Genomic DNA, 23,852 nt, shown 5'->3' on the forward strand with positions numbered 1-23,852 from the left:
AGGACGACATGGAAACTCTAAGGAAAAGGAACGCACGACAACCCGTTCGCCCGCCGGGATCACTATGCGCGGGCCTGGCGGCGCCGCGCCGGGGCGCGAATAGGGGCGTATTGTAACCTCGCTGCTTGATACAATACGGGCCTCGGGATTCTTGGGCGCTTGGGAGTAGACCATGTCGATGGCAGACCGCGACGGCTTCATCTGGTATGACGGCAAGCTCGTACCGTGGCGAGACGCGACCACGCACGTCCTGACGCACTCCCTGCATTACGGCCTGTCGGTATTCGAAGGCGTGCGCGCCTACCGCTCCGAGATCGGCACCGCCATCTTCCGCCTCGAAGACCACACCAACCGCCTCTTCAATTCGGCTCACATCTACCAGATCCCGATGCCCTTCGATCGCGACACGATCAACGAGGCGCAGCGGACGGTCGTGCGCGAAAACCAGCTGGAAGCCGGCTACCTGCGCCCCCTGGTGTTCTACGGCCCCGAAAAAATGGGCGTGTCGCCCAAGGGCGCCCGGGTGCACGTGGCTATCGCCGCCTGGCCCTGGGGCGCCTATCTGGGCGAAGAGGCGCTGTCCGCAGGCATCCGCGTCAAGGTGTCGTCATTCGCGCGCCAGCACGTAAACGTCACGATGCCGCGCGCCAAGGTGGCCACCACCTACGCCAATTCGATCCTGGCCAATACCGAGGCCCTGCAGGACGGCTACGACGAAGCCCTGCTGCTGGACACGGAAGGCTTCGTGGCCGAGGGTTCCGGCGAAAACCTCTTCATCGTCAAGGACGGCGTGCTCTGCGAGCCTGAGATCGCATCCGCCCTGACCGGCATTACCCGCTCCACCATCCATGCGCTGGCCGCCGACCTGGGCTTGCGCGTGGTGACCAAGCGCCTGACACGCGATGACGTCTACATCGCCGACGAGGCGTTCTTCACCGGCACGGCCGCCGAAGTGACCCCCATCCGCGAAGTGGACAACCGCCAGATCGGCTCCGGCCGGCGCGGCCCGATCACGGAGCGGCTGCAGAAAGCTTTTTTTGACGTGGTGAATGGCCGCAACCCGAAGTACCATCACTGGCTGAGTAAAGTCTGATCCGCGCGGCCCGGTCCATGACCAGGCCGCATCATTGCCCCAACCTGCCGATTACCGGTTTTTTTTCAGGAATATCCATGACCGCTGCTGCTCCGGCCGCCGTCCCCCACCCCCACGAAGTCATCGAGGTCGGCGCTGACGACCTGCCCGTGTTCTGTCCGGGCCCCAAGGCGCCGCTCTGGAGCATGCATCCGCGCGTGTTCCTGGACGTGGCCCGCACCGGCTCCGCCAGTTGCGCCTACTGCGGCGCCGAATACCGCCTGAAGCCCGGCACCGTATTGCACGGCCACTGAGTCACCCGCTCTACAACGTCCACCCGTTTCCGCCGCCATGTTCGCCACGCCCGAAGAAGCAGAGCACGCGTTCTACGAAGCCCTCGACCAGGCGGACGTCGTACGCCTGATGCAAGTCTGGGCGGACGACGAGGAAGTCGTCTGCATCCATCCGGGGGGCCTGCGCATCGTCGGCCACTCGGCGGTGCACGATTCCTGGCAGCAGGTGCTGGCCAACGGCCCGCTGCACGTGCGCCCATTGCGCCCGCTGGTCATGCTCAGCATGATGTGCGCGGTGCACGTGCTGGTGGAACAGGTGGCGGTGCAGACGCGGGAAGGCACGCAATTCGCCAATTGCTACGCCACCAACATCTACCACAAGGGGCCCACCGGCTGGCGCATGGTCATGCACCATGCCTCGCCGGCGCCCACCGAAGCCGGGGTGCTCGACTTGCACGACGTACCCGACATGCTGCACTGAATCGGGTGGATTTTTAGTTGGCCGCTGCTCGTCTTGATACAACGCCCTGTCCCGTCCCCTCCTGGTTGCCCGGAGGCGACAGCCAGACGGTTTATGCCGCCCTGTTCGCGCAGTATCACCGCATCGCATTCGTGCGCGAACGGGTGGACACGCCCGACACCGACTTTGTCGATTTCGATTGGACCGGTCCGGGCCTGTTCCCACACAAGTCCGCCGACGGTGCGCCCGTCAGCGGCCAGCGTCCGGTTGCCAATGGCAAGACCGCCGCGGCCCGGTGGATGACGGATGCGGACTGGAAGTCCCTGCCGCATACGCCCGATACCCCAGCCCTGATCCTGTTCCACGGCCTGGAAGGCGGCAGCAATAGCCGCTATGCGCAGTCCATCGCGCATCACTTCCGCGCGCGCGGCTGGATCGTGGTGATCGCGCATTTCCGCGGCTGCTCGGGCGTGCCCAACCGCCTGGCCCGCGCCTACTACTCGGGTGATTCGGCCGAGGTCGGCTTCATGCTGAATACCGTGCGCCAGCGCATCCCGCATGCTCGATGGCATGCGGTCGGCGTATCGCTGGGGGGCAACGCCCTGCTCAAATACCTGGGCGAACACCAGGAGGATACCGGCTGGCTGACGGCCTGCGCGGGCGTGTCCGTGCCGCTGGACCTGGTGGCCTGCGGCAAGACGCTGTCCACCGGCATATTCAACCGCAGGGTCTACACCGCCCATTTCCTGAAGACGCTCAAGCACAAGGTGCTGGAGAAGGCGCACCGCTATCCCGGCGCCGTGGACGTCATGCGCATCGCCCATGCGCATGATCTGCGCGAATTCGACGACACGTACACCGCGCCCATGCACGGTTTTCGCAATGCGCTGGATTACTGGACGCGGGCGTCCAGCAAGCCCTGGCTGCCGAAGATATCCGTGCCGACGCTGGTGCTCAATGCCCGCAACGATCCGTTCGTGCCGGCCGCGTCGCTGCCGACGCCCGAGGAATGCTCGTCCACCATCCTGCTGCATCAGCCTACCGATGGCGGCCATGCCGGTTTTCCGACCGGCAGCTTCCCCGCCCACCTGAACTGGCTGCCCCAGCGGCTGGGACGCTTCTTCGAAACCGGCCTGTAGGGCGCGTCCTGCGCCCTGCCCGGCTCGGCCGGGCGCTCAGCCCGACTTGAAGCGTTCCAGCAACTGGCGCTCTTCGGCCAGCTTGTCCTTCACTTCCTTGATCTGCACGTCGATCTGAGACTGCTCGTAGAAGTCGGTGGACATGTTGCGCGCCTGCTGCAGCTGCGATTCCGCGGCGGCGTATGCGCCCGTCATGACGTAAAAGCGCGCCTGGTCGCGGCGCGCGGCCACGGGCTTGCCGTTGCGGTCTTCGCTCTGCGCCAGCATCTGGTAGAGGCTGGGCTCGTCGCTGCCCCATTGCTTGATCTTGGCCCGCAGGTATTCCTGCGCGTCCGTGTGGCGGCCGACGCTTTGCAGCGCCTGGGCGTAGGCGATGCCCAGGGCCCGGTGGGCGGGCCAGCGCTTGGTGCCAGCCTGGGCGAGCTCCAGCGCCCGGGGGTACTCCTTGCGGGCCAGGGCGATATCCACACTGAGCTTGGCCAGCTGGGCCGAGCTTCGACCGTCCGCCGACGCCAGGTTCCAGTTGCGCTCGGCCTCGGCCAGGTTGTTGCGCTGGAACGCCTGCAGCGCCAGGCCGTAGTAGGCGGCCGACTTGCGTACGCCCGACAGGGCCTGGGCCTCGTCCTGCAATTGCTGGCCGGCGGTGCGCAGGCTGACCGCGTCGCGGCCCTGCACCACGCGCATCTTGGCGCGTATGTACCAGAAATCGTCGCTATCCACGTGGCGCGCCACCGGAGACTGGTTGCGCACCCGATTCTGCACGTCCGACATACGCTCGATGGACAGCGGGTGGGTGCTGGCCCATGAGCCGCCGCCCGCGCCTTCATTCAGGCGCGACGCATTCATCAGGCGCCCGAACATCTGCGCCATGCCTTCGGCGTCGTAGCCCGCCTTGGTCAGCATCTGCAGCCCGGCCCGGTCGGCTTCGCGTTCCGCATCGCGTGAAAAACCCAGCTGGCGGTTGATGGCCGCGGCCTGGCCGAATGCCGCCACGCCCACCGCCAGGTTGCCGCCGCCCCCGGCCAGGGCTGCCAGCAGCGCCCCCGCCAGGCTCGCCAGCATCACCATGCTGTTCTGGTTCTGCTGGGTCATGCCGCGGGCGATGTGGCGCTGCACGACGTGGCCGATTTCGTGCGCCAGCACCGCCGCCAGTTCGGACTCGCTGGCGGAAGCCACGATCAGTCCCGTATTGACGCCGATGAAGCCGCCGGGCATGGCGAAAGCGTTGATTTCGGGGTCGCGCACGCCGAACATCTCAACCTCGGGGACCGCGCCGGGCGCGAAGGCCGCCAGTTTGCGCCCCATGGTGGTGAGGTACTGGCTGAGTTCGGAATCGTCCACATAGGTCGGGTCGCGCCGCCCCTGGGCCATGATGGCCTCGCCCAGGCTGCGCTCCAGCGCAGGGGACAGTTCAGCGGCAGAGGCCGCACCCATCGAGGGCAGGCCTACGGGCTGCGCCCAGGCGGCGATGGGGAGGGCTGGGACGGCCAGGGCCACGGACAGCCCGACGATTGCACCCCGTTTCGCAATCGAGCAAATGGATGGCATTTTCCTGCGGTTCATAAGCCTATGATAGCGATGCGCTTAAAATGTTTCATCGATAGCCCCAACGAGGTCTCAATGCGTCCTGTCCGTAAAGCCGTTTTCCCCGTCGCCGGCATGGGTACGCGCTTCCTGCCCGCCACCAAGGCGATGCCCAAGGAAATGCTGCCCGTGGTCGACAAGCCGCTGATCCAATACGCCGTGGAAGAAGCCGTGGCCGCCGGGATCACCGATCTCATCTTCGTGACGGGGCGCAACAAGCGCGCCATCGAAGACCACTTCGACTCCGCGCCGGAACTCGAATCGGACCTGGAAAGCAAGGGCAAGCACGAGCTTTTGGCCATGGTGCGGGGCATTCTACCTGCGCATGTGAATTGCCTCTACATCCGCCAGTCGGCCCCGCTGGGACTGGGCCATGCGGTGCTGTCGGCCGCGCCGGCCGTGGGCGACGAACCGTTTGCCGTGCTGCTCGCCGATGACCTGATCGACTCCGACCAGCCCGCGCTGAAGCAGCTGATCGACGTGGCCGTGGCGCAGAACGCCAGTGTGCTCGGCGTACAGGACGTGCCGCGCGCGGATACCCGCAAGTACGGCATCGTGGCCACCCGCCAGGGAGAGGCAAGCGCCAGCGGCCGCACGGAACGCGTCACCCATATCGTCGAAAAGCCCGACCCCGAAGCCGCGCCGTCGACGCTCGCCGTGGTGGGCCGCTACGTGCTGGAAGCCGCGATCTTCGACCACCTGCGCTCGACCAAGATGGGCGCCGGCAACGAGATCCAGCTGACCGACGGCATCGCCTCGCTGATGCGCGAGCGCGCCGTGTATGCGCACCGCTATGAAGGCGTGCGCTACGACTGTGGCAGCAAGGCCGGCATGTTCCAGGCCACCGTGGCGCTGGGCAAGAAGTACCACGGCCTGCTGCCGGAATAGCCGCAAGCCTGCGGCTATTCGTGCCGCGTCAAGGCTTGAGCGCCGCGGCCTCGCGCCGGCCGTTGAAGCCTTGTTCCAGAATCTTCCGCGCCGAGGGCTCATGGGCCTTCGGCCCGCCGATGCCAAAGCGCTGTGCCGCCACGCCCATCAGGACGATCACGGCGCCCAGTGCGGACGTGTACAGCACCTCCTGGCGGTACGTACCCTCCAGAACCATCGTCAGCAAGGCTGCGCAGATGAACAGGATGACCGCCCAGGTCAGCCAGGGAAACAACCACATCTTGAACTTCAGTTCGGCTCCCTGAGCCTGCAGGCGCTGCCGCATGCGCAGTTGGCAGCATGCGATGGTCAGGTAGACGAACAGCGCCACGCAGCCCGTGGTTTGCATGAGGACGTCGTACAGGTCCATCGAGGACGTCGCCATCATGTAGACGGCAACGAACGCGAACACGCTGGATATGACCACGCCCACGTACGGCGCACCGGACGAAGCGCCAGTAACGGCCATGATGCGATGCGCGTCGCCGCGACGGGCCAATGAATAGAGCATGCGCGACGAGACGTAAAGCGCCGAGTTGAAGCAGCTGCAGACCGAAGTCAGCACGATGGCGTTGACGATCAATTGCGCGTAGGGAATGCCCATCGCGTCCAGCACCACGTTGTAGCTGCCACGCGTCGGGTCGACCAGGGCGGGCGTGTCGTAGGGCACCAGGCAAACCACCAGAAAGATGGACCCTACATAGAACAGGCAGATCCGCCAGACTACCGATCGGATGGCTTTCACGATTTGGCCACCGGGCTCGGAGGTCTCTCCCGCCGCCACCGTGACGACTTCCGCGCCCATCATTGCGAACATGATGCCCAGCAATGCGGTGACCACGGCGCCGGGCCCATTAGGCATGAAACCCCGATCGGTGAGATTGGACATGCCGCCGGCATCGCCAAAGGGCCACAGGTGCACAACCGCCAGCGTTCCGACCACCAGGAACAAGACGATGGCCACCACTTTGATCAGGCCGAACCAAAACTCGAATTCCCCATAGTTTCTGACGTTCATGAAGTTGACGCCTATCAACCCAAGCGTCAGGAGCAGCGCGTAGACCCAATTGGGCGCCACGGGGAACCAGCCATGCAGAATCTGTCCCGCGACATAGGCTTCCCACCCCATCAGCAGCGCCCAGAAGTACCAATACAGCCAACCGATGGTGAAACCCGCCCAGCGCCCGATAGCGCGATCCGCGTAAGTCGAAAAGGAACCGGTATCGGGCTGGGCCACGGCCATCTCGCCCAGCATGCGCATGACTAGAAACGCCAGGATCCCGCCGCCCAGATAAGCCAGGATCACTGCGGGTCCGGCCAGCGCGATCTGCTTGCCGGACCCTACAAACAAGGCCGCGCCGATGACCCCGGCAATGGAAATCATCGTCATGTGGCGCGATTGCAGCCCACCCTTGAGTCCCTCACCCTTAGACATGCTTTCTCCTTTGACCGCGCCCCCGGTATGGAACGCGCTTGTTTTGTTTTTTTCCGCACAGGTCTGATGCAGGGCGCGCCTGACCCTAATCTTCAAGTCCCGCGGGCGCGAACCCGGCCAGGAGCGCGTCCAGCCAGCGCGGCGCAAGATCCCGCGCTTCGCGCGCTTCCTTTCTGCGTACGGCGTTGCGGACCAGCGAACCGCCGAAGTACTTGATGGGTTCGGGCGGAAACCGCTTGGGCTTGCGGCCAACCAGGGCGCAGCGGCGCCAAGAATCGTTGCGATCCAGGGCCAGGCTCGCCAGAATCCTGCCGCCCAACAGGCTGGGAGCGACGCCGTTGCCGCTCCAACCCACTCCGTAGTGGATGTGCCCCGTACCGGACAAGGTGCCGAAAACGGGCAGGCTGTCGTAAGTCCGATCAATCGGGCCCGACCACGCATGCGAGACGCGCACATCGGCAAGCATCGGGTAGGCGCGGCGGAAATCCTGTTCCGCCATCCGGCAGCTTTCTTCGTGGCGGCTGAAGGTGGCGTCGATGACGCCTCCCCGGGAAAGCGCCCCCGTACCCTTGCCGTACGCGATCCGCCCGTCTCTTGTGGTCCGGTAATACCCGACCATCAACTGCGAATCGGTGATGGCTTCGCCTCCGGTCCAGCCCAGGGAAGCCAGGCGCTCGGGGATCGCCTGCGTCACGACGATGGAACTGTTGACGGGCACGATCAGCCTTGAGATTTCAGGAATGGCCGCGGCCCATGCATTCGTCGCCAGCACGACGCTTTTGGCCAGCATGGTGCCCAAGGCGCTGCGGATCACCGCCGGATAGCCGTCGCTCAACTCCAGCACCGGCGTGTTCTCGTGGATCACGATGCCGCGCTCCAGGGCCACCCTGCGCATACCGCGCACCAACCGTGCCGGCTGCACCGTGGCATTGCCGCGCTCGAACACGCCCGCCCTGTGCATGCGAGACCCGGTTCGACGTGCAACGTCCTCCGGGATTACGTACTCGAAGGGACGCGCGCCGACCCGGGCGCAGGCCTGGAGCGTGCCGTCCCATGACTCCTGTTGCGCCTCGGAAGTGGCAGTCCAGAGCCATCCCCCGCGGCGGATGTGCGCATCGATGCGATGGCGGCCGCAGAACTGTTCGATTTCATCGATGGCGCGTTCCGAGGCCTGGGCCAGGAACAGCGCCTCGTCGGCATCCGCGAAAGCAAGCAACGAAGCGATTTTCGGCCACCAGGACATGACCATGCCGCCGTTGCGCCCTGAAGCGCCCCCGCCGCAAACGTCGCGTTCCAGGACCACGACCTTGGACCAAGGACTGAGCTCCTTGATGCTCAACGCCGTCCACAGGCCTACATAGCCTCCACCGATAATCACGATGTCGGCGGCCTGGCTACCGGTCATTGGCGCACTTGCCTGCATGGCGGGCTCCGCCTCCTGCATCCAGAAGCTGCGTTGCAGGAAAGGTTCGGCTTGGCTTGTATGGCGTGAAATGATCATGAGCAAAGCGGCTTTAATCCAGCCGCGCCTCGAATTGAATATATCTACATAATTTCTGTAGGTTGTGATCCTATCGAAGCTGATTTTTGCAAAAAATAGGGGCTTTCCCCGATATGTCCGGTCCTATCATGAAGGATCGGATTTATATAATTTATCTATATATATTCTGTACGAACTGCCACACTGGTCCATCCACCGCACCAGCACAGGAACTTCACTCGCATGTCTGAGTATCGAATCGGCGACGTCGCGCGCCTCACGGGCACGAACATTTCGACGCTGCGGCTATGGGAGCAACACGGCCTCCTCGTTCCGGCGCGCACCGAAACGGGACAGCGCATCTATTCAGATGCAGATCTGGCTCGGGTATCCCATATCGTTCGTCTGCGGCAGATCAACGGCCTGAACATGCCTGCGATCCGTCGCGTACTGGAGGAGTCGCAGGCCGGATCAGCGTCCGCGGCGCCACCCTCGACCGCCTCAGGCGCCACGGCATCCCAGGCCCGTGAAATGGCTGACGCCGCCGCGCTTGGACTGCGTTTTCGCACCGCGCGCCGCAGCGCCGACTTGTCGCTGAAAGAAGCGTCAGATGAAACCAGCCTGCCCGTGTCCTTCATTTCCACCTTTGAACGGACAGGCCGCGGGGCCACCGTCGCCAGCCTGAAGCTGCTTGCCACCTGTTATGGCACGTCGCTGACGGCCCTGTCGGAGGTGTCGCCCAAGCCGTCGCGCAACGCGGCAGAGGTGGTGCGCAAGGGCCAGGAAAGACATGCCCCGTCGTTCGGCGCGGGCATCCAGATCCTGCAGCTCGCGACGAGCCTGCCTTCGCTCGACTGCCAGAAATGGGTCCTGGCGCCGGGCGCCCGCAGTGAAGGCGCCTATACGCACCATGGAGAGGAGTGCATACACGTCATCGCCGGCGAATTCAGCATTACGGTCGATCTGGCGGCGCCCGTGACCTTGCGCGCCGGAGACAGCATTTCGTTCCTGAGCGGACGGCCTCATTCGTGGAAAGTCGTCGGCGAGCAAACCGTGGAACTGTTCTGGGTCAATACGCCGAAGAGCTTCTAAGCTGACGGCATATGCCACCCGCCGCGGTTTTCAGGCCGAAGCGGCGCGGGCACGGGCCTTGGAACGGGCCAGCGCATCGCGATCCGCCTTGCGCAAGCGCCCCTTGGCCGACAGGCGCATCAGGGTTCCCAGGGCCACCATCAGGCCGATCACCTCGACCAGCGCGGCCGGAATCCACATGGTCAGGCCGCCTATGGTCTGATCGGTCTGGGCCGACATGGCGATGGCGCGGCCGCATAGTTCGAACAGCGGATAGATGTCGCTTTCAGTGAAGGCAATGACCGCGCCGGCCACCATTTGCGGCAGCATCGTCAGCACGGGAGAAATGACCCGGCCGCCCGGCGTCATGGCCGCGGGAGGCGCGGGCCTGCGGTCCAGGATCAGGTTCCAGTACATGAAGCCGCTGATGACCACCGACCAGTTCATCAGGCGGTAGAGGCGCCAGTCCAGCATGGAATAGAACTGCACCGACGGGATCAGCCAGACCAGCACCAGGAAAACAAACAGCGTCGGCACGAAGATCTTGTGGGTCAGCACCGCCACCGTGGCGCGGCCGGCGCCGGTGCGCAGGAAGTCGCGCAGGCGGATGCGCCAGCGCATGGGCAGGCCCGCGCGCATCACCTGCCCCGGGAATGCCGCCATCACCAGCAGCGGCCCCAGATGGTGCAACACCAGATGCTGGATGCGGTGGATGAAGAACATGCGCTCGGCGTAGTAGTCCAGCCGGGTATGCATGGACAGGTACAACAGCACCATGCCGGTCCAGAACAGGATGCTGCGGGCGGCGGTCACGCGATGGACCTTTTGGCCGCGCACGAACAGCACGATGGCCACCAGGAAGGAGGCCACCAGCGTGGGAGAGAACTCCCAGGGTATGAGCCATTCGAGACTATCCATGCAAACCATCCGGAAAACGTCGGGGCTGTACGAGGACGGGCGCCATGCGCCGCACTCGCCGATTGTAGTTGACCCCGGCCCGCCCTGCCCCGGCGCTCAGAAACGGTGCGAAATGCCCGTGCCCACCCGCGTGGTGTGGGAATGGGCAGGATCGAACTGGTCGTCCAGCGTGTAGTTCGACGCATAGCCGGCGAAGGCATAGAGCGTCGTGCGCGGGGACAGGCTGTAGGTATAGCCCAGCGTCATCACCTGCGCATTGCGCGCCGTCATGCCGTTGTCCCAATGCCAGTCCGGATGGGCCAGCGACCATTGCACCAGCACGGCGCCAGGCCCGACCGGCACGCTGGCCCCGACCAGCCAGGCATCGACCGTGCCGCCGCGCACGAAGGCAGCCGGTCCCAGGCCCATGCCCAGTCCGTCGGGATCGCCCCCGTCCAGCCCGACATCGCCGTTGCGCTGGCGCGACCATGCCAGGGACAGCTTCAGCACCTCGAAGTCATAGGAAGCGCCCAGCTGGACCGCTTGCGGCCGTCCGTTGCTGCCCGGCGGCGCGTCGGCCAGGCGCAGCTGGTCCCAGGTGGCGACCGCCAGCAAGGGTCCATCCTCATATTTCAGGCCGAGACTGAGCGCGCGGTTGTTGTTGGCTGTTTTGAACTGGCTGCGGTCGTCGGCGTCGAAGGAATAGCCGATGCCTGCCTGGAAGCCCTGCCATACCGGCGTGTAGTAATTGACCAGGTTGCTGAGCTGGTAGTTGTCGGACGCCTTGAAGGTGGCACCCATGCCCATTTCCTTCCAGGACGCGATTTCCAGGGAATTGCCGTAGACCTGGCCTATGGTGTGCTGGCGCCCCAACCGCAGGTCGCCGAAGCTGTCATGCCCCAGGCCGACCCAGGCGGCGTAATTGAAGTAGCGGTCGTCGTCGGCCCGCTTGCCCGACGAGGGATCGAAGCCGCTTTCCAGCTGGAACCTGGCGCTCCAGCCCCCGCCCATGTCTTCCGCCCCCGTCATGCCCCACAGGGTATCGGTCAATCCGCCGTTGAGCAGCCCGCTGTGGCTGCCCTGCCCCGAGACCGAGGTGACGGCCAGCCCCGCGTCCACCACCCCGTACAGCGTCAGCCCCTGCCCGGTCTCGGCGCAGCGCCCCGCCAAGGGAAGGGCCAGGCCCACTGCCATCAGCGCGGCAAAAGTAGCGATTCTCATGTGTTTCTCCTGATCGCGCGGCGGGCTTGCGCCCGCCGCGGGCCTCATCTACTTATTGCCAGCCGTAGCGGCGGACCCAGATTCCCTTCAGGAACTGCGTCAGCGTGCAATAAGCCAACAGGATGCCGACAAGCCAGGGGAAGTAGCTCAACGGCAGCGGCTGCAGCTGGAGGTACTCGGCCAAGGGCGAAAACGGCAGCAGCAACCCCATCGTCACCACCAGCAGGGTCATGCCCATCAGCGGCCACGCGGCGCGGCTTTGCAGGAACGGGATCTTGCGTGTGCGGATCATATGGACGATGAGCGTCTGCGACAACAATCCTTCGACGAACCAGCCCGACTGGAATAGCGTCTGGTGTTCCGGCGTATTGGCCTGGAAAACGTACCACATGAGCGCATAGGTGGCGATGTCGAACAGGGAGCTGATCGGACCGAAAAACACCATGAAGCGACCCAGGCCGTCAGGGTCCCACTGCTGGGGCTTCTTCAACAATTCTTCGTCGACATTGTCGAACGGGATTGCGGTCTGGGAAATGTCGTACATCAAGTTCTGCACCAGCAGGTGGATGGGCAGCATCGGCAGAAACGGCAGAAAGGCGCTGGCGACCAGGACCGAGAAGACATTGCCGAAGTTCGAGCTGGCCGTCATCTTCAGGTACTTGAGCATGTTGCAGAAGGTCTTGCGACCTTCGATGACGCCGTCCTCCAGCACCATCAGGCTCTTTTCCAGCAGGATGATGTCCGCAGCCTCTTTGGAAATATCGACCGCCGAATCCACCGAGATGCCCACGTCGGCCGCCCGCAGGGCTGGCGCGTCGTTGATGCCGTCGCCCATGAAGCCCACGGTGTTTCCCTGGGCCCTGAGGCTGCGCACAATGCGCTCCTTGTGGGCCGGCGTGAGCCGCGCGAACACATTGGCCTCGCGCACGGCGGCGGCCAGTTGCGCCTCGTCCATTGCCTCGATATCGGCGCCCAGATAGACCTTGCGCACCTCGAAATCGACCTCGCGGCAGACCTTCTGCGTCACCAGCTCCACGTCGCCGGTCAGCACCTTCACTTCGATGCCGGAATCCTTGAGCGCCTTGAGCGCGGGGGCGGTGGATTCCTTGGGAGGATCCAGGAAGGCCATGTATCCGACCAGCACCAGATCGGACTCGTCGGCCACGCCGTAGGTTTGCTGGGTGGGCGGCATTTCCTTGACGCCCACCGCGATGACGCGCAGGCCGTCGCGATTCAAGTCCGCCGTCACCCGGCGGATGTCGGCCCGGCGGGCATCGGTCAGCAGATGCTCTTCGTGGCCCACGCGCAGGCGGGTGCAGACCGCCAGCATCTCCTCCAGCGCGCCCTTGCAGATCAATTCGTGATGCTCGCGGCCATTCTCGGTTTCGTTGACCACGACCGACATGCGGCGCCGGGAAAAGTCGAAGGGTATCTCGTCGACCTTGCGGTACTTTGCCGCCAGATCCAGCTTGCGCTCGACTTCGGCGTGCTGCAGCACCGCCACATCCAGCAGGTTCTTCAAACCGGTCTGGTAGTAGCTGTTGAGATAGGCGTAGGCCAGCACGTCGTCGCTGCTGGCGCCGTAGACGTCGGTGTGGCGCTCCAGCACGATGCGGTCCTGGGTCAGGGTGCCGGTCTTGTCCGTGCACAGCACGTTCATCGCGCCCAGATTCTGGATCGCGTCCAGCCGCTTGACCACGACCTTGCGGCGCGACATGCGCACGGCGCCCTTGGCCAGGGTGGCCGTGACGATCATGGGCAGCATTTCGGGCGTCAGGCCCACGGCGATGGCCAGCGCGAACAGCAGCGCCTCCATCCAGTCGCCCTTGGTAAAGCCGTTGATCAGCATGACGATGGGCGCCATGACCAGCATGAAACGGATCAGCACCCAACTCACGCGGTTGATGCCCTGCTGGAACTGGGTCGGCGCGCGGCTGGTCTGCGTGACGCGCCCGGCCAATTGGCCGAAGTAGCTGCGCGAGCCCGTGGCGACCACCAGGGCGCTGCCCGAGCCGCTGACCACGTTGGTACCCATGAACGCCACGTTCTCAAGTTCCAGCGCGTTGGCGGTCTCGCTGCGCTGCGTGGCGTACTTTTCGACAGGCAGCGATTCGCCCGTCAGCGCGGCCTGAGCGATGAACAGGTCCTTGGCATTCAGGATGCGGCAGTCGGCAGGAATCATGTCGCCCGCGGACAGCAGCACCACGTCGCCCGGCACCAGCTCCGCCAGCGGCACCTCGATCTGGCGCGAGCCGCTGACATGCAGCGCCACGCCGAAATAGCGGCGGGCATCGCCCTCGGCCTGGGTCGCCGGGTCGCTGCGCAGCACGGTGGCGGTGTTCTGCACCATGGCCTTGAGCGCCTCGGCGGCGCGGCTGGAGCGCTGTTCCTGCGCAAACCGCAGCACGGTGGAGATGAGCACCATGGCGCCGATGATGAATACCGCCGTCCAGGACTGGTCGTCCGGCACGGCCATGCGCACGTCGGTGAGCCAGGACAGCGCCGCCAGCGCGGTCAGAAGCAGGTTGAACGGATTGCGATAGGACAGCCACAGATGCGTGTACCAGGAGAGCGGCTTTTCGTGGTCGACCTCGTTGGCGCCGTAGCGTTCGCGCGCGGTCTGGGCCTGGGCCTCGAACAGCCCGCCGCGGCTGCTGCCGAACAGGGCGAACAGGGCGCCGAAGCCCATGCGCGACAGGTCCAGCATCTGGCGGTTGGCATGGCGCGCGGTGTCGGAAGACGCCGCGGCGGTCGCGACGCCGCGTTCCGGCATGGGCGAACGGCGGAAGTGTCTGGCGCTATGGCGCAGGCCCGCCGCCGACGTGAAGAAGGACTTGAGAAACTTGAACATCGGAGTGCTCCGGTTGTACGTGTAGTTGTTGGAGACACGGACGACCCTGCCCTCTGCTGGCTGCGCGCGGGCAGCAGCGGTCCGCGGCTTTCGCGCAGAAAGCCGTCAAACCGCCGCGTACAGGCGTGCGCAGGCGCCGGGGCAATGTTGCCGGTATCCGGATCGCATGAAATGCGCCGGGTGCGGAAAACGGATGGGAGCTAGCGGAGGAATCGGTGCCGGCGGCAGAGGCGCACGCGACGTGGGCCAGGCCGGTGATTCTTGGCTGCGGACTCCGTACGGGCCAGGATGACTATCCTGCCTGTCGGCTCGCAGCGAGGAGACAGGTCAGACAGGCATGCCGGCGCCGCGCACTGGGCGCAATCGAGGCTCGGGGTCTAAGGCACTGGGCATGATCTCTCCTGTGGAAGAAAGGACGGCTTCAGGCCAGCGCGGCCTGCGCGGCCGGCGTCGTGGTCTGGGTGCCGAAATGCACGTGGCGCACGGCGGGATTGGCGCTCAGGCGGCGCGCCTGCGACATCAGTTCGCCCCGCAGCTCCGGGGGGCAATTGACGGTGATGCAGGCGGATGCCATGCCAGGATCCCGGCCCTGGTCGATCTGCACTTGCGAGACGTCCAGGCCGGCGGCGCTGAAGTCCAGGCAGATCTGCTTGCGCAAGGCGCCCAGCTCGTCGCGCGGACAGATGACCGTCAGGCGCGAAGTGCCGCGGCGGCGGCCTAGGGCGGTGGCGCGGTCCACGCCGGCGCGGCGTAGGAACAAGTCGAAGAAACGCATAACGACCTCCATTGCAAGAATGGGGAGCGTGATCGCGAATACGCGCGCATGCGCGCTGCGCTTGGCGGACAGGCACGAGAAAAACGTGCGCGAACGCTGACGCTGCGGCTGAAGCGGCGGTTCTGGCGGTTTATGTTGGGGAGTTTCCCGGCAAGCCGCTGGCTTGCGCGATTGCCCTGGCTTGCGCCTGGAGCTTGGGATACAACCGCAACCTGTTCAACAGGCTGCGGCAGACGGAGTTCTGCGTGGACCTGTTAAACAGCGACGTCGATGCAAGATCGACAACTTTCGCCGGAATCGGTATTCACGAAGACTGCTCCTGGGATGGATAACGGGCAAGATTTTACGCGGGTTTCCACTTATGGACAAGGCTTTTGGCGCTAAATCGAGCCTGAATGCGGAAAAAAAGCGCGGGGCCCCAAGCCCCGCGCACCAAACGCCGTTAGACGTAGAAATGCCAGCCCAGATAGGCTGCGAACACGGCATACAGGCCCCCCACGGCCGACAACGCCGGCACGCTCATGGCCGAGCGGCGGAAACGGAGCCACAGCAGGCCGATCGACAGCATCGTGAACAGGCCTGCCGCGAGCAGGGGACCGTCCAGTAGCCAGGGCGTCATGAAGATACCCAGCGCGCTTGGGATGGTCGCCTGAATCATCATGGCGCCCGAAATATTGGCCAGCGCCAGCCGTTCCTTGCCCTGGCGCACCCAGATCAGCGCGTTCATGATTTCCGGCAGCTCGGTCGCCACCGGCGCCAGCAACAGCGCGGCCACATGAGGCGATGCGCCCATCGCCACGCCCAGCAACTCGATCTGGTTCACGAACACATGCGATGCCCCGGCGATCACGACCAGGGCCAGCACCGTCTGCGTGACTGCCCAGAACATGCTCGGATCCTCGTCGCGCGGGCGCAGCTTCAGCGGTTCGAGGTCCTCGCTGTCCAGGCTCTCCTCGTCGTTGCTGAGCTCGCGCTTGACGTAAAGGCCGTACGTGGCCAGGAACAGGATGCCCAACCAGGGCTTCCAGGCAAAGGCCAGCAGGCCCAGGCCCACCTTGAAGATGAAGATGCCCATGAACCAGGCCTGGTCGCGGGCCAGCCGGCGCTGGTCCGCGTTGATACAGTCCGCCTGCGTGGCCCGCCCGCGGCGCGAGCGCCACAGAGCCAGGCCAACCACCGCATACGCCAGCGTCGCCAGCACCAGCGGGCCGCCCATGGCGGCACCGACGCCTATGTCTTTTTGCTCGGGGGTCTCGCCAAACACGACAGCCATGAAGGTCACGGCACTTTCCGGCAAGGCCGTACCGAACGCGGCCAGCACGGTGCCGGTGGCGGTGGCGCCAAGCTGGAAGCGATGGCCGACCCATTCGACGCCGTTCACGAAGAACTCGCAGGCGAAGTAGATCACTGCCGCTGACAGGAAAAACAGGAACAGGGTGAGAAACATATGGGCGAGCCGGACGAGCAGAAACCAATTGGCGCGACGTCGCGGCTCGCCCGGCTGGGGTGAACGCAACGCGGCCAAAGGTCTCGCCTGGCTGATCCATGCGGCGGGTGCCGCCGTGCATGGATACCGCTACTAGCGCCATGGAGTTCTAGCGGCTGCTGCGCAGCGCTGAACCACCAAGTCTGTTGACGCTAGCTCCTTTGTGGGGACAAAGGATGGCTACTCCCCAATGACAGAGCGGCGATTGTAGCAGCTTGGCCTGCGCGGTCCAGCGAATTCAGTGCGCCCCTTGCGGGCTGTCGCAAGCAGGGGATGGCAGGTAAAGTAAACGGCATCCTCACCCTGCCGGGGTTCGCGCCCCAGTCCGCCATGAGCCTGCCTCCCGACGACATCGCCCCTTACGCCGCGCGGCGCCAACGCCTGATGGCGCAGATGCGCGCGGAGGGCGGCGGCATCGCCATACTGGCGACCGCCCCGGAAGCCACGCGCAACCGCGACGCGGAATATCCATACCGGCACGACAGCGACTTCTTCTACCTGACCGGCTTCACCGAACCCGGCGCCTGGCTGGTGCTGACCGCCGGTGCGACCGACCGCGCCCTGCTCTTCTGCCGCCCCCGCCACATCGAACATGAAATATGGGAGGGCAAGCGCTTCGGCCCCGAGGCGGCTGCCGCGCATTTCGGCTTCGACGACGCCCATCCGCTCGATGCGCTGGACGAACTGATGCCTGCGCTGCTGCAGGACCATGCCACCTTGTACGCTCCACTGGCGGGCGACAAGCGCAGCGACGGGCGCCTGCACCGCTGGCTGGCCGCGGCGCGCGAGGCCGGCCGCGGCGGCCATGCGCCGCCTTCGCGCCAACAGGACATCCGGCCGCTGCTGGCCGAGATGCGGCTGATCAAGGACGCCACGGAAATCGCGGCCATGCGGCGCGCGGCCAAGATCTCCGCCGGCGCCCACGTGCGCGCCATGCGCGTCGCCCGCGCCGGCATGCGGGAATACGAGATCGAAGCCGAACTGCTGTACGAGTTCCGCCGCCACGGCGCGCAATCGGTGGCCTACAACAGCATCGTGGCCGCCGGCGCCAATGCCTGCGTGCTGCACTACCCGGCCGGCGAAGCCGTGTTGCGCGACGGCGACCTGGTGCTGATCGACGCAGGCTGCGAGGTCGACAGCTACGCCAGCGACATCACCCGTACGTTCCCGGTGAACGGCCGCTACAGCGGTCCGCAGCGCGCGCTGTACGACCTGACGGTGGCCGCGCAGGATGCCGCCGCCCAGGCCACGGCGCCCGGCCGCAGCTTCAACGACGGCCATCAGGCCGCCCTGCGCGTGCTGGCGCAGGGCATGCTGGACCTGAAACTCTTGAAAGGCTCGCTGGACGGGGTGCTGGAATCCGGCGACTACAGCCGCTTCTACATGCACCGCACCGGCCACTGGCTGGGCCTGGACGTGCACGACGTGGGCGACTACCGCCAGCCCGGCCCGGCCCACGGCGCCGAACGCCCCTGGCGCAAGCTGGAACCGGGAATGATGCTGACGATCGAGCCCGGCATCTACGTGCGGCCCGCTGACGACGTGCCCGAGGCCTACTGGAACATCGGCATCCGCACCGAAGACGACGCGCTGGTCACGGACGAAGGCTGTGAACTCATCACCCGCGGCGTGCCGGTGCAGGCCGGCGAGATCGAAGCGCTGATGCGCGAGTAGGCTGGCGGCGCGCCAGATCCGCGCTAAAAGACGTAGCCGTCGAGCCAGCCCATGGCGATCCAGGTGTAGACCACCACCATGGCGATGGCGAACATGGACACGATGGCGCCGACCAGGCAGGCCAGGATCGCAACCAGCACCGGCCCCCAGCCGGTCTGGGTCGGCCGGCCCAATCCGTCGTTGTAGAGGCGGTCGAATTTCTCGTCCGGCATCAACGAGAACACCGCGCTCTCGATGAACCCGTCGACCATGGGTATGAACACCAGGAAGAAGGCGGGGTTGTCGTACCAGACAGGGTAGAAGCTGACGGCACAGAACAGGCTGATCAGCGTGTACGCGGTCACCAGCCAGGCGTGGCGGCGCCCCAGATACCACCAATGCGCCCCCACCGCCCCGAACAGGCAGGCCAGCAGCCCGACCGCGACCTTGCCGCGCGGGCGGCGGGCGGAAGCTGCGGACAACGGGGATGAGGCCTGTAGCTGCGTCATGTCGATCGACCGGAAAGAGGACCACGGCGCCAAGACGCGCCGGCTGCTGCGGATTGTAGTGGACGGTTAAAATCCGGGCATGACTTCATCCGCCTTCGACATAGCGATTCTAGGCGCGGGCCCGGTGGGCCGCGTGCTGGCCCTGATGCTGGCGCGCGTGGCGCCCGACCCCGCGCGCATCGCGCTGCTTGCCGCCAGCGCGCCCGCCCCGGTCGCGCCGTCGGCGGCGGCGCCCGCCACGGATCCCCGCGTGCTGGCCATGAACCACGGCAGCCGGGTGCTGCTGGAGCCGCTGCATGCCTGGCCCGAACGCTCGGCCGACATCCGCAACATCCATGTGTCGCAACGCGGCCGGCTGGGCCGGACCCTGATCCAGAACACCGATTTCGGCGTGCCGCAACTGGGCAGCGTGGTCGCCTATTCCGGCCTGCATGCCAAGCTGGACGAATGCGTGGCCGCCTGCGGCGTCACCGTGCTGCCGGGCCCGCCCGCCCGGATCGGCATGCAGGACGCGGACGGCGTGCGCATCGAACAAGGCGACACGACGCTGCTGTGCCGGGTGGCGGTGCAATCCGACGGCGCGGGCGCGGTCGACGTGCGCCGCGACTACGACCAGCATGCGGTGCTGACCACGGCGCACGCCACCCTGCCCCGCCGCGGCTGGGCCTGGGAGCGCTTCACCGCCGAGGGCCCGCTGGCGCTGCTGCCGCATCCGCAGACCCCGGACGCCTATTCGGTGGTCTGGTGCAGCGCGCCCGAGCGCGCGGCCGAACTGGCGGCACTGGATAATGCCGCGTTTTCGCGGGCGCTGTCCGTCGCCTTCGGCGACCGCCTGGGACGGCTTTCCAGCCAGGCGCCCCGGCATGTCTTTCCGCTGGCGCTCAGCGCCCGCCGCGCCCAGGTGCACGGCCGCGTGGCGGCCATCGGCAATGCCGCGCAAACCCTGCATCCGGTCGCAGGCCAGGGCCTGAACCTGGGCCTGCGCGACGCAGCCCGCCTGGCCCAGACGCTGGGCGGCTGGCTGGCTCACCCGGAGGTCAATCCCGGCTCCGCCCTGGCGGAGTTCGCCGGAGCGCGCCACGTGGACCGCTTCATCACCGCCGGCCTGACCGATCTGATGCCCCGCATCTTCTCGACCGGCCTGGCGCCGGTGGAGCACGCCTGTGGTCTGGCCTTATTGGGGATGGATCTGGCCTCTCCGCTGCGCGCGCCGCTGGCGCAGCATCTGCTGCAAGGTTTCCGCGCCTGAACTCTTCCTATCCGCCCCCGATAATGGGGCGGTTGTCTGCTTTCGCCTTCCTTTGTTACGAATTGTTCTCCAGGTGACAAAGAGGGCGCGAACGAGCCGGTTAAAATGTGAGCATGCGCATAGGTCAATGGACCCTTCCCAACAACGTGCTGGTCGCGCCCATGGCGGGCGTGACGGACCGTCCTTTCCGCCAGCTTTGCAAGAAGCTGGGGGCGGGCTATGCCGTCTCGGAAATGGCCGCGAGCAACCCCAAGCTGTGGGATAGCGTCAAAACCTCCCGCCGCCTGAACCATGACGGCGAGATCGCCCCCATTTCGGTGCAGATTGCCGGCGCCGACCCTGCCATGATGGCGGAGGCGGCGGTGTTCAACGCCAGCAAGGGCGCCCGGATCATCGACATCAACATGGGCTGCCCGGTCAAGAAAGTCTGCAACGTGGCCTCCGGGTCGGCGCTCTTGCGCCATGAAGACCAGATCGCCCGCATCCTGGACGCGGTGGTATCCGCCTGCGCGCCGCTGGACGTGCCGGTGACCCTGAAGACCCGCACGGGCTGGGACCGCGAAAGCCGCAATGCCCTGCGGGTGGCGAAAATGGCCGAAAACGCCGGCATCGCCGCCCTGACCCTGCATGGCCGCACCCGCGCCGACCTCTATACGGGCGAGGCGGAATATGACACTATCCGCGCCGTCAAGGCCGAGCTGAAAATCCCCGTTGTCGCCAACGGAGATATCACTACGCCCGAAAAAGCCCGGCACGTCCTGGATTACACTGGCGCCGACGCGGTCATGATCGGCCGGGCGGCCCAAGGCCGTCCCTGGATTTTCCGCGAAATCGACCACTACCTGCGCACGGGCGAAACACTGGCCCCTCCCTCCTATGGGGAAATGCGCGAGCTGCTGCTCGAACATCTCGACGACCATTACCGGTTTTACGGCGAGCACACCGGCGTACGCACGGCGCGCAAGCACATAGGCTGGTATCTGGACGGCCTGCCGGGGGCGGATTCGTTCTGCGCCCGCATGAATCTGATCGACAACACCCGCGACCAGTGGCGGGCCGTGTCGGACTGGTTCGACCTCATCTCGCGCGACGGCGGATCCCATCCGGCGCCGGTCGCAGAAGCCCTGCTGGCGGCATAACCGCCTCAACACCAACATAAAAATATCTGTACTCAAATGAGCAAGAAAGATGTCCTGGAAGAATGCGTGCGCGCCAGCCTGGAGCGCTATTTCGAAGACTTGGGCGAATCCGAACCCCACGACATGTGGGACATGGTGATGCGCTGCGTGGAGCGCCCGGTGCTTGAAGTGGCGTTGGAAAGGTCGGGCGGCAACCAGTCGCGGGCATCCGAAATGCTGGGCATCACCCGCAACACCCTGCGCAAGAAGTTGCTGGCGCACAATATCCAGGTATAGCTTTCGCGCACGGGCGGCAGGCGCGTCGCGCCGCCCGCTCCCCCAGATTTCCCATCCGACCTGAACGAGAAAGGCGCTCCCGCCCCACTCCGTCCCTCACCATGAAAATCGAAACCGCCCTGCTTTCGGTGTCCGACAAGACCGGCATCGTTGAATTTGCCCGCGCCCTGGCTGCGCGCGGCGTGCGCCTGCTGTCCACCGGCGGCACCGCCAAGCTGCTGGCCGACTCCGGCCTGACCGTCACCGAAGTGGCGGCCCACACGGGTTCGCCCGAAATTCTCGATGGCCGCGTCAAGACGCTGCACCCGAAAATCCACGGCGGCCTGCTGGCGCGCCGCGACAGCGCCGAGCACATGGACACCATCAAGGCGGCAGGCATCGACCGCATCGACATGCTGGTGGTCAACCTGTACCCGTTCCGCGAAACCGTTGCCAAGCCGGACTGCACCTTCGCCGACGCCGTCGAGAACATCGACATCGGCGGCCCGGCCATGCTGCGCGCGGCGGCCAAGAACCACGGCACCGAAGCCGGCGGCGTGACGGTGGTGATCGACCCCGTCGACTATTCGCGCGTGCTGGCCGAAATGGACAAGGGCGGCAACACCTCCTACGGCCTGCGCCTGGCGCTGGCCTCCAAGGTCTACGCCCACACCGCCGCCTACGACGGCGCCATCGCCGCCTACCTGACCAGCCTGGCCGAAGCCGAGCCCAAGCAGGAAGCCGTGCCGGCCCGCAACGAATGGCCCGGCACCCTGACCCTGCAGGTCAAGCAGGAACAGGCCCTGCGTTATGGCGAGAACCCGCACCAGACCGCCGCCTTCTACGTGGACGCGCAGCGTCCGGCTGGCCTGCTGGGCAACTACCGCCAGCTGCAGGGCAAGGAACTGTCCTACAACAACATTGCGGACGCGGACGCCGCCTGGGAATGCGCGCGCAGCTTCGAAGCGCCCGCCTGCGTCATCGTCAAGCACGCCAACCCCTGCGGCGTGGCCGTCGCGGCCGACACGCTGGGCGCCTACCAGCAAGCCTTCAAGACCGACCCGACCTCGGCCTTCGGCGGCATCATCGCCTTCAACCGCCCGGTCGACGCCGCCACGGCCGAAGCCGTGAGCGCGCAGTTCCTGGAAGTGCTGCTGGCTCCCGCCTATGACGGCGCCGCGCTGGCCATCCTGGCCGCCAAGAAGAACGTGCGCGTGCTGGAAGTGCCGATGGGCACGGGCCAGAACGCCTTCGACATCAAGCGCGTGGGCGGCGGCTGGCTGGTGCAGAGCCCGGACGCCTACAACGTGCCGCGCGACGCGCTCAAGGTGGTCAGCAAGCGCCAGCCCACCGAAGCCGAAATGAACGACCTGGCATTCGCCTGGAAGGTCGCCAAGTACGTCAAGTCCAACGCCATCGTGTTCGTGGGCGGCGGCATGACCCTGGGCGTGGGCGCCGGCCAGATGAGCCGCATCGACTCGGCCCGCATCGCCTCGATCAAGGCGGAAAACGCCGGCCTGACCCTGAAGGGCTCGGCCGTGGCGTCGGACGCCTTCTTCCCGTTCCGCGACGGCCTGGACGTGGTGGTGGCCGCGGGCGCAACCTGCGTGATCCAGCCGGGCGGCAGCGTGCGCGACGACGAAGTGATTGCCGCAGCCGACGAGCACGGCATCGCCATGGTGCTGACCGGCACCCGCCACTTCCGCCACTGATGCGCGTCCTCGGCATCGATCCCGGCCTGCGCCGCACCGGCTTCGGTGTGATCGATGCCGACGGCCCGCGGCTGCGCTATGTGGCCAGCGGGACCATCGTGGTCCCGCCGGCGCTGGCGCTGTCCGAACGCCTCAAGGTCATCCTGGACAATCTGCGCCAGGTGGCTCGCGACACGCAACCCGACGTGGCCGCGCTGGAAATCATCTTCCTGAACACCAACCCCGCTTCCACCCTGCTGCTGGGCCAGGCGCGCGGCGCCGCGCTGTGCGCGCTGGCCGACAGTTCGCTGCCCGTGCACGAGTACACCGCGCTGCAGATCAAGAAAGCCGTGGTCGGCACCGGCCGCGCCGCCAAGGAGCAGGTGCAGATGATGGTGCAGCACCTGCTGTCGCTGGACGGCGCGCCCGCGCCCGACTCGGCCGACGCGCTGGCCTGTGCCATCTGCCATGCCCATGCCGGCCCGCTGCAGGACAAGCTCGAACGCCTGGGCGCCTCGCTGCGCATGAGCGGCAAGACCCGCATCCGCAACGGCCGCCTGATCGGCTGAACGCCTGGCACGCCGCGATTTGCCGCGAAGCGGGACCCGTTCCCGCCGCATGCGCGCCCGCGCGTATAGAATCCCCGCATCCGCCGCGCATTCAGC

The 23,852-nt window shown here is 66.0% G+C and carries 21 protein-coding genes and 1 riboswitch; of the genes, 12 read left to right on the forward strand and 9 right to left on the reverse strand.

Features of this window, described 5'->3' with window-relative positions:
• The first annotated feature begins 172 nt into the window (after positions 1–172).
• The 4 genes from IB257_RS18090 (at position 173) to IB257_RS18105 (ending at position 2,964) form a co-directional block, all read left to right on the forward strand.
• Positions 173–1,093, forward strand: coding sequence for a branched-chain amino acid transaminase (locus tag IB257_RS18090; RefSeq protein ID WP_054449943.1), 921 nt, complete (start codon positions 173–175; stop codon positions 1,091–1,093).
• A 77-nt stretch (positions 1,094–1,170) separates the two neighbouring features.
• Entirely contained in the window at positions 1,171–1,386 is a 216-nt protein-coding gene (locus tag IB257_RS18095) for a zinc-finger domain-containing protein (RefSeq protein WP_054449942.1), read from the forward strand.
• Between the two features lie 37 nt (positions 1,387–1,423).
• The gene (locus tag IB257_RS18100) at positions 1,424–1,846 is read left to right on the forward strand and encodes a nuclear transport factor 2 family protein (RefSeq protein WP_054449940.1); all 423 of its coding nucleotides are present in this window, start codon (positions 1,424–1,426) and stop codon (positions 1,844–1,846) included.
• 17 nt (positions 1,847–1,863) lie between these two features.
• Positions 1,864–2,964, forward strand: coding sequence for a YheT family hydrolase (locus tag IB257_RS18105; protein WP_054449938.1), 1,101 nt, complete (start codon positions 1,864–1,866; stop codon positions 2,962–2,964).
• A 36-nt stretch (positions 2,965–3,000) separates the two neighbouring features.
• Here IB257_RS18105 and IB257_RS18110 read toward each other — a convergent pair whose 3' ends face one another.
• The gene (locus IB257_RS18110; protein ID WP_054449936.1) at positions 3,001–4,527 is read right to left on the reverse strand and encodes a M48 family metalloprotease; all 1,527 of its coding nucleotides are present in this window, start codon (positions 4,525–4,527) and stop codon (positions 3,001–3,003) included.
• A 57-nt stretch (positions 4,528–4,584) separates the two neighbouring features.
• Between IB257_RS18110 and galU the strand changes: the two genes are divergently transcribed.
• Entirely contained in the window at positions 4,585–5,436 is an 852-nt protein-coding gene (gene galU / locus IB257_RS18115; protein ID WP_054449934.1) for a UTP--glucose-1-phosphate uridylyltransferase GalU, read from the forward strand.
• A gap of 28 nt (positions 5,437–5,464) precedes the next feature.
• On the opposite strand, the gene IB257_RS18120 is transcribed toward galU, so the two are convergent.
• Both IB257_RS18120 and IB257_RS18125 read right to left on the reverse strand, forming a co-directional pair.
• A complete protein-coding gene (locus IB257_RS18120) occupies positions 5,465–6,910 on the reverse strand; it encodes an amino acid permease (RefSeq protein ID WP_192492649.1) in 1,446 nt (481 codons plus the stop codon).
• An 85-nt stretch (positions 6,911–6,995) separates the two neighbouring features.
• A complete protein-coding gene (locus tag IB257_RS18125) occupies positions 6,996–8,315 on the reverse strand; it encodes an FAD-binding oxidoreductase (RefSeq protein ID WP_225589003.1) in 1,320 nt (439 codons plus the stop codon).
• Between the two features lie 318 nt (positions 8,316–8,633).
• Between IB257_RS18125 and IB257_RS18130 the strand changes: the two genes are divergently transcribed.
• Positions 8,634–9,482, forward strand: coding sequence for a MerR family transcriptional regulator (locus IB257_RS18130; RefSeq protein ID WP_125471652.1), 849 nt, complete (start codon positions 8,634–8,636; stop codon positions 9,480–9,482).
• Between the two features lie 30 nt (positions 9,483–9,512).
• Here the strand turns inward: IB257_RS18130 and IB257_RS18135 are convergent, their stop codons facing one another.
• The 5 genes from IB257_RS18135 to IB257_RS18155 form a co-directional block, all read right to left on the reverse strand.
• Positions 9,513–10,388: a cytochrome c oxidase assembly protein gene (locus IB257_RS18135; RefSeq protein WP_156337297.1), complete on the reverse strand. Its 876-nt coding sequence runs from the start codon at positions 10,386–10,388 to the stop codon at positions 9,513–9,515.
• A gap of 87 nt (positions 10,389–10,475) precedes the next feature.
• The gene (locus IB257_RS18140) at positions 10,476–11,579 is read right to left on the reverse strand and encodes a porin (RefSeq protein WP_054449927.1); all 1,104 of its coding nucleotides are present in this window, start codon (positions 11,577–11,579) and stop codon (positions 10,476–10,478) included.
• Between the two features lie 52 nt (positions 11,580–11,631).
• On the reverse strand, positions 11,632–14,430 hold the full coding sequence (gene mgtA / locus IB257_RS18145) for a magnesium-translocating P-type ATPase (RefSeq protein WP_192492651.1): 2,799 nt from the start codon (positions 14,428–14,430) through the stop codon (positions 11,632–11,634).
• Between the two features lie 421 nt (positions 14,431–14,851).
• Positions 14,852–15,205, reverse strand: coding sequence for a hypothetical protein (locus tag IB257_RS18150; protein ID WP_054449923.1), 354 nt, complete (start codon positions 15,203–15,205; stop codon positions 14,852–14,854).
• Positions 15,206–15,647: 442 nt separating this feature from the next.
• A complete protein-coding gene (locus IB257_RS18155; protein WP_119449695.1) occupies positions 15,648–16,652 on the reverse strand; it encodes a sodium:calcium antiporter in 1,005 nt (334 codons plus the stop codon).
• Between the two features lie 7 nt (positions 16,653–16,659).
• A riboswitch (yybP-ykoY riboswitch) is annotated at positions 16,660–16,892 on the reverse strand.
• A 129-nt stretch (positions 16,893–17,021) separates the two neighbouring features.
• On the opposite strand from IB257_RS18155, the gene IB257_RS18160 reads away from it, so the two are divergent.
• On the forward strand, positions 17,022–18,365 hold the full coding sequence (locus IB257_RS18160) for an aminopeptidase P N-terminal domain-containing protein (protein WP_192492690.1): 1,344 nt from the start codon (positions 17,022–17,024) through the stop codon (positions 18,363–18,365).
• Between the two features lie 23 nt (positions 18,366–18,388).
• Here IB257_RS18160 and IB257_RS18165 read toward each other — a convergent pair whose 3' ends face one another.
• On the reverse strand, positions 18,389–18,853 hold the full coding sequence (locus tag IB257_RS18165) for a hypothetical protein (protein WP_054457327.1): 465 nt from the start codon (positions 18,851–18,853) through the stop codon (positions 18,389–18,391).
• A gap of 79 nt (positions 18,854–18,932) precedes the next feature.
• Between IB257_RS18165 and IB257_RS18170 the strand changes: the two genes are divergently transcribed.
• The 5 genes from IB257_RS18170 (at position 18,933) to ruvC (ending at position 23,756) form a co-directional block, all read left to right on the forward strand.
• Entirely contained in the window at positions 18,933–20,102 is a 1,170-nt protein-coding gene (locus IB257_RS18170) for a UbiH/UbiF/VisC/COQ6 family ubiquinone biosynthesis hydroxylase (RefSeq protein WP_192492652.1), read from the forward strand.
• A gap of 113 nt (positions 20,103–20,215) precedes the next feature.
• Positions 20,216–21,241 carry a tRNA dihydrouridine synthase DusB gene (gene dusB, locus IB257_RS18175; protein WP_054457331.1) on the forward strand — a complete coding sequence of 342 codons (1,026 nt, stop codon included), beginning with the start codon at positions 20,216–20,218 and terminating at the stop codon, positions 21,239–21,241.
• Between the two features lie 36 nt (positions 21,242–21,277).
• Positions 21,278–21,517, forward strand: a complete 240-nt coding sequence (locus IB257_RS18180) for a helix-turn-helix domain-containing protein (RefSeq protein ID WP_006217670.1) — start codon at positions 21,278–21,280, stop codon at positions 21,515–21,517.
• 101 nt (positions 21,518–21,618) lie between these two features.
• Positions 21,619–23,208: a bifunctional phosphoribosylaminoimidazolecarboxamide formyltransferase/IMP cyclohydrolase gene (purH, locus tag IB257_RS18185; RefSeq protein WP_054457334.1), complete on the forward strand. Its 1,590-nt coding sequence runs from the start codon at positions 21,619–21,621 to the stop codon at positions 23,206–23,208.
• Positions 23,208–23,756 carry a crossover junction endodeoxyribonuclease RuvC gene (gene ruvC / locus IB257_RS18190; RefSeq protein WP_054457336.1) on the forward strand — a complete coding sequence of 183 codons (549 nt, stop codon included), beginning with the start codon at positions 23,208–23,210 and terminating at the stop codon, positions 23,754–23,756. The genes purH and ruvC overlap by 1 nt, the downstream gene beginning before the upstream one ends.
• Positions 23,757–23,852 lie beyond the last annotated feature (96 nt).

The sequence above is a fragment of the Achromobacter sp. ACM03 genome (assembly GCF_014851665.1).
GTDB lineage: Bacteria > Pseudomonadota > Gammaproteobacteria > Burkholderiales > Burkholderiaceae_B > Achromobacter > Achromobacter aegrifaciens.

Excerpts from the sequence above, each read along its gene's own strand:
- dusB (WP_054457331.1), top strand. The coding sequence starts at position 20,216 with ATGCGCATAGGTCAATGGACCCTTCCCAACAACGTGCTGGTCGCGCCC.
- IB257_RS18150 (WP_054449923.1), bottom strand. The coding sequence starts at position 15,205 with ATGCGTTTCTTCGACTTGTTCCTACGCCGCGCCGGCGTGGACCGCGCC.
- IB257_RS18130 (WP_125471652.1), top strand. The coding sequence starts at position 8,634 with ATGTCTGAGTATCGAATCGGCGACGTCGCGCGCCTCACGGGCACGAAC.
- IB257_RS18100 (WP_054449940.1), top strand. The coding sequence starts at position 1,424 with ATGTTCGCCACGCCCGAAGAAGCAGAGCACGCGTTCTACGAAGCCCTC.
- IB257_RS18160 (WP_192492690.1), top strand. The coding sequence starts at position 17,022 with ATGAGCCTGCCTCCCGACGACATCGCCCCTTACGCCGCGCGGCGCCAA.
- IB257_RS18155 (WP_119449695.1), bottom strand. The coding sequence starts at position 16,652 with ATGTTTCTCACCCTGTTCCTGTTTTTCCTGTCAGCGGCAGTGATCTAC.
- IB257_RS18125 (WP_225589003.1), bottom strand. The coding sequence starts at position 8,315 with ATGACCGGTAGCCAGGCCGCCGACATCGTGATTATCGGTGGAGGCTAT.
- IB257_RS18110 (WP_054449936.1), bottom strand. The coding sequence starts at position 4,527 with ATGAACCGCAGGAAAATGCCATCCATTTGCTCGATTGCGAAACGGGGT.
- IB257_RS18135 (WP_156337297.1), bottom strand. The coding sequence starts at position 10,388 with ATGGTTTGCATGGATAGTCTCGAATGGCTCATACCCTGGGAGTTCTCT.
- IB257_RS18090 (WP_054449943.1), top strand. The coding sequence starts at position 173 with ATGTCGATGGCAGACCGCGACGGCTTCATCTGGTATGACGGCAAGCTC.
- IB257_RS18180 (WP_006217670.1), top strand. The coding sequence starts at position 21,278 with ATGAGCAAGAAAGATGTCCTGGAAGAATGCGTGCGCGCCAGCCTGGAG.
- IB257_RS18140 (WP_054449927.1), bottom strand. The coding sequence starts at position 11,579 with ATGAGAATCGCTACTTTTGCCGCGCTGATGGCAGTGGGCCTGGCCCTT.
- galU (WP_054449934.1), top strand. The coding sequence starts at position 4,585 with ATGCGTCCTGTCCGTAAAGCCGTTTTCCCCGTCGCCGGCATGGGTACG.
- ruvC (WP_054457336.1), top strand. The coding sequence starts at position 23,208 with ATGCGCGTCCTCGGCATCGATCCCGGCCTGCGCCGCACCGGCTTCGGT.
- IB257_RS18095 (WP_054449942.1), top strand. The coding sequence starts at position 1,171 with ATGACCGCTGCTGCTCCGGCCGCCGTCCCCCACCCCCACGAAGTCATC.
- IB257_RS18120 (WP_192492649.1), bottom strand. The coding sequence starts at position 6,910 with ATGTCTAAGGGTGAGGGACTCAAGGGTGGGCTGCAATCGCGCCACATG.
- IB257_RS18165 (WP_054457327.1), bottom strand. The coding sequence starts at position 18,853 with ATGACGCAGCTACAGGCCTCATCCCCGTTGTCCGCAGCTTCCGCCCGC.
- purH (WP_054457334.1), top strand. The coding sequence starts at position 21,619 with ATGAAAATCGAAACCGCCCTGCTTTCGGTGTCCGACAAGACCGGCATC.
- IB257_RS18170 (WP_192492652.1), top strand. The coding sequence starts at position 18,933 with ATGACTTCATCCGCCTTCGACATAGCGATTCTAGGCGCGGGCCCGGTG.
- mgtA (WP_192492651.1), bottom strand. The coding sequence starts at position 14,430 with ATGTTCAAGTTTCTCAAGTCCTTCTTCACGTCGGCGGCGGGCCTGCGC.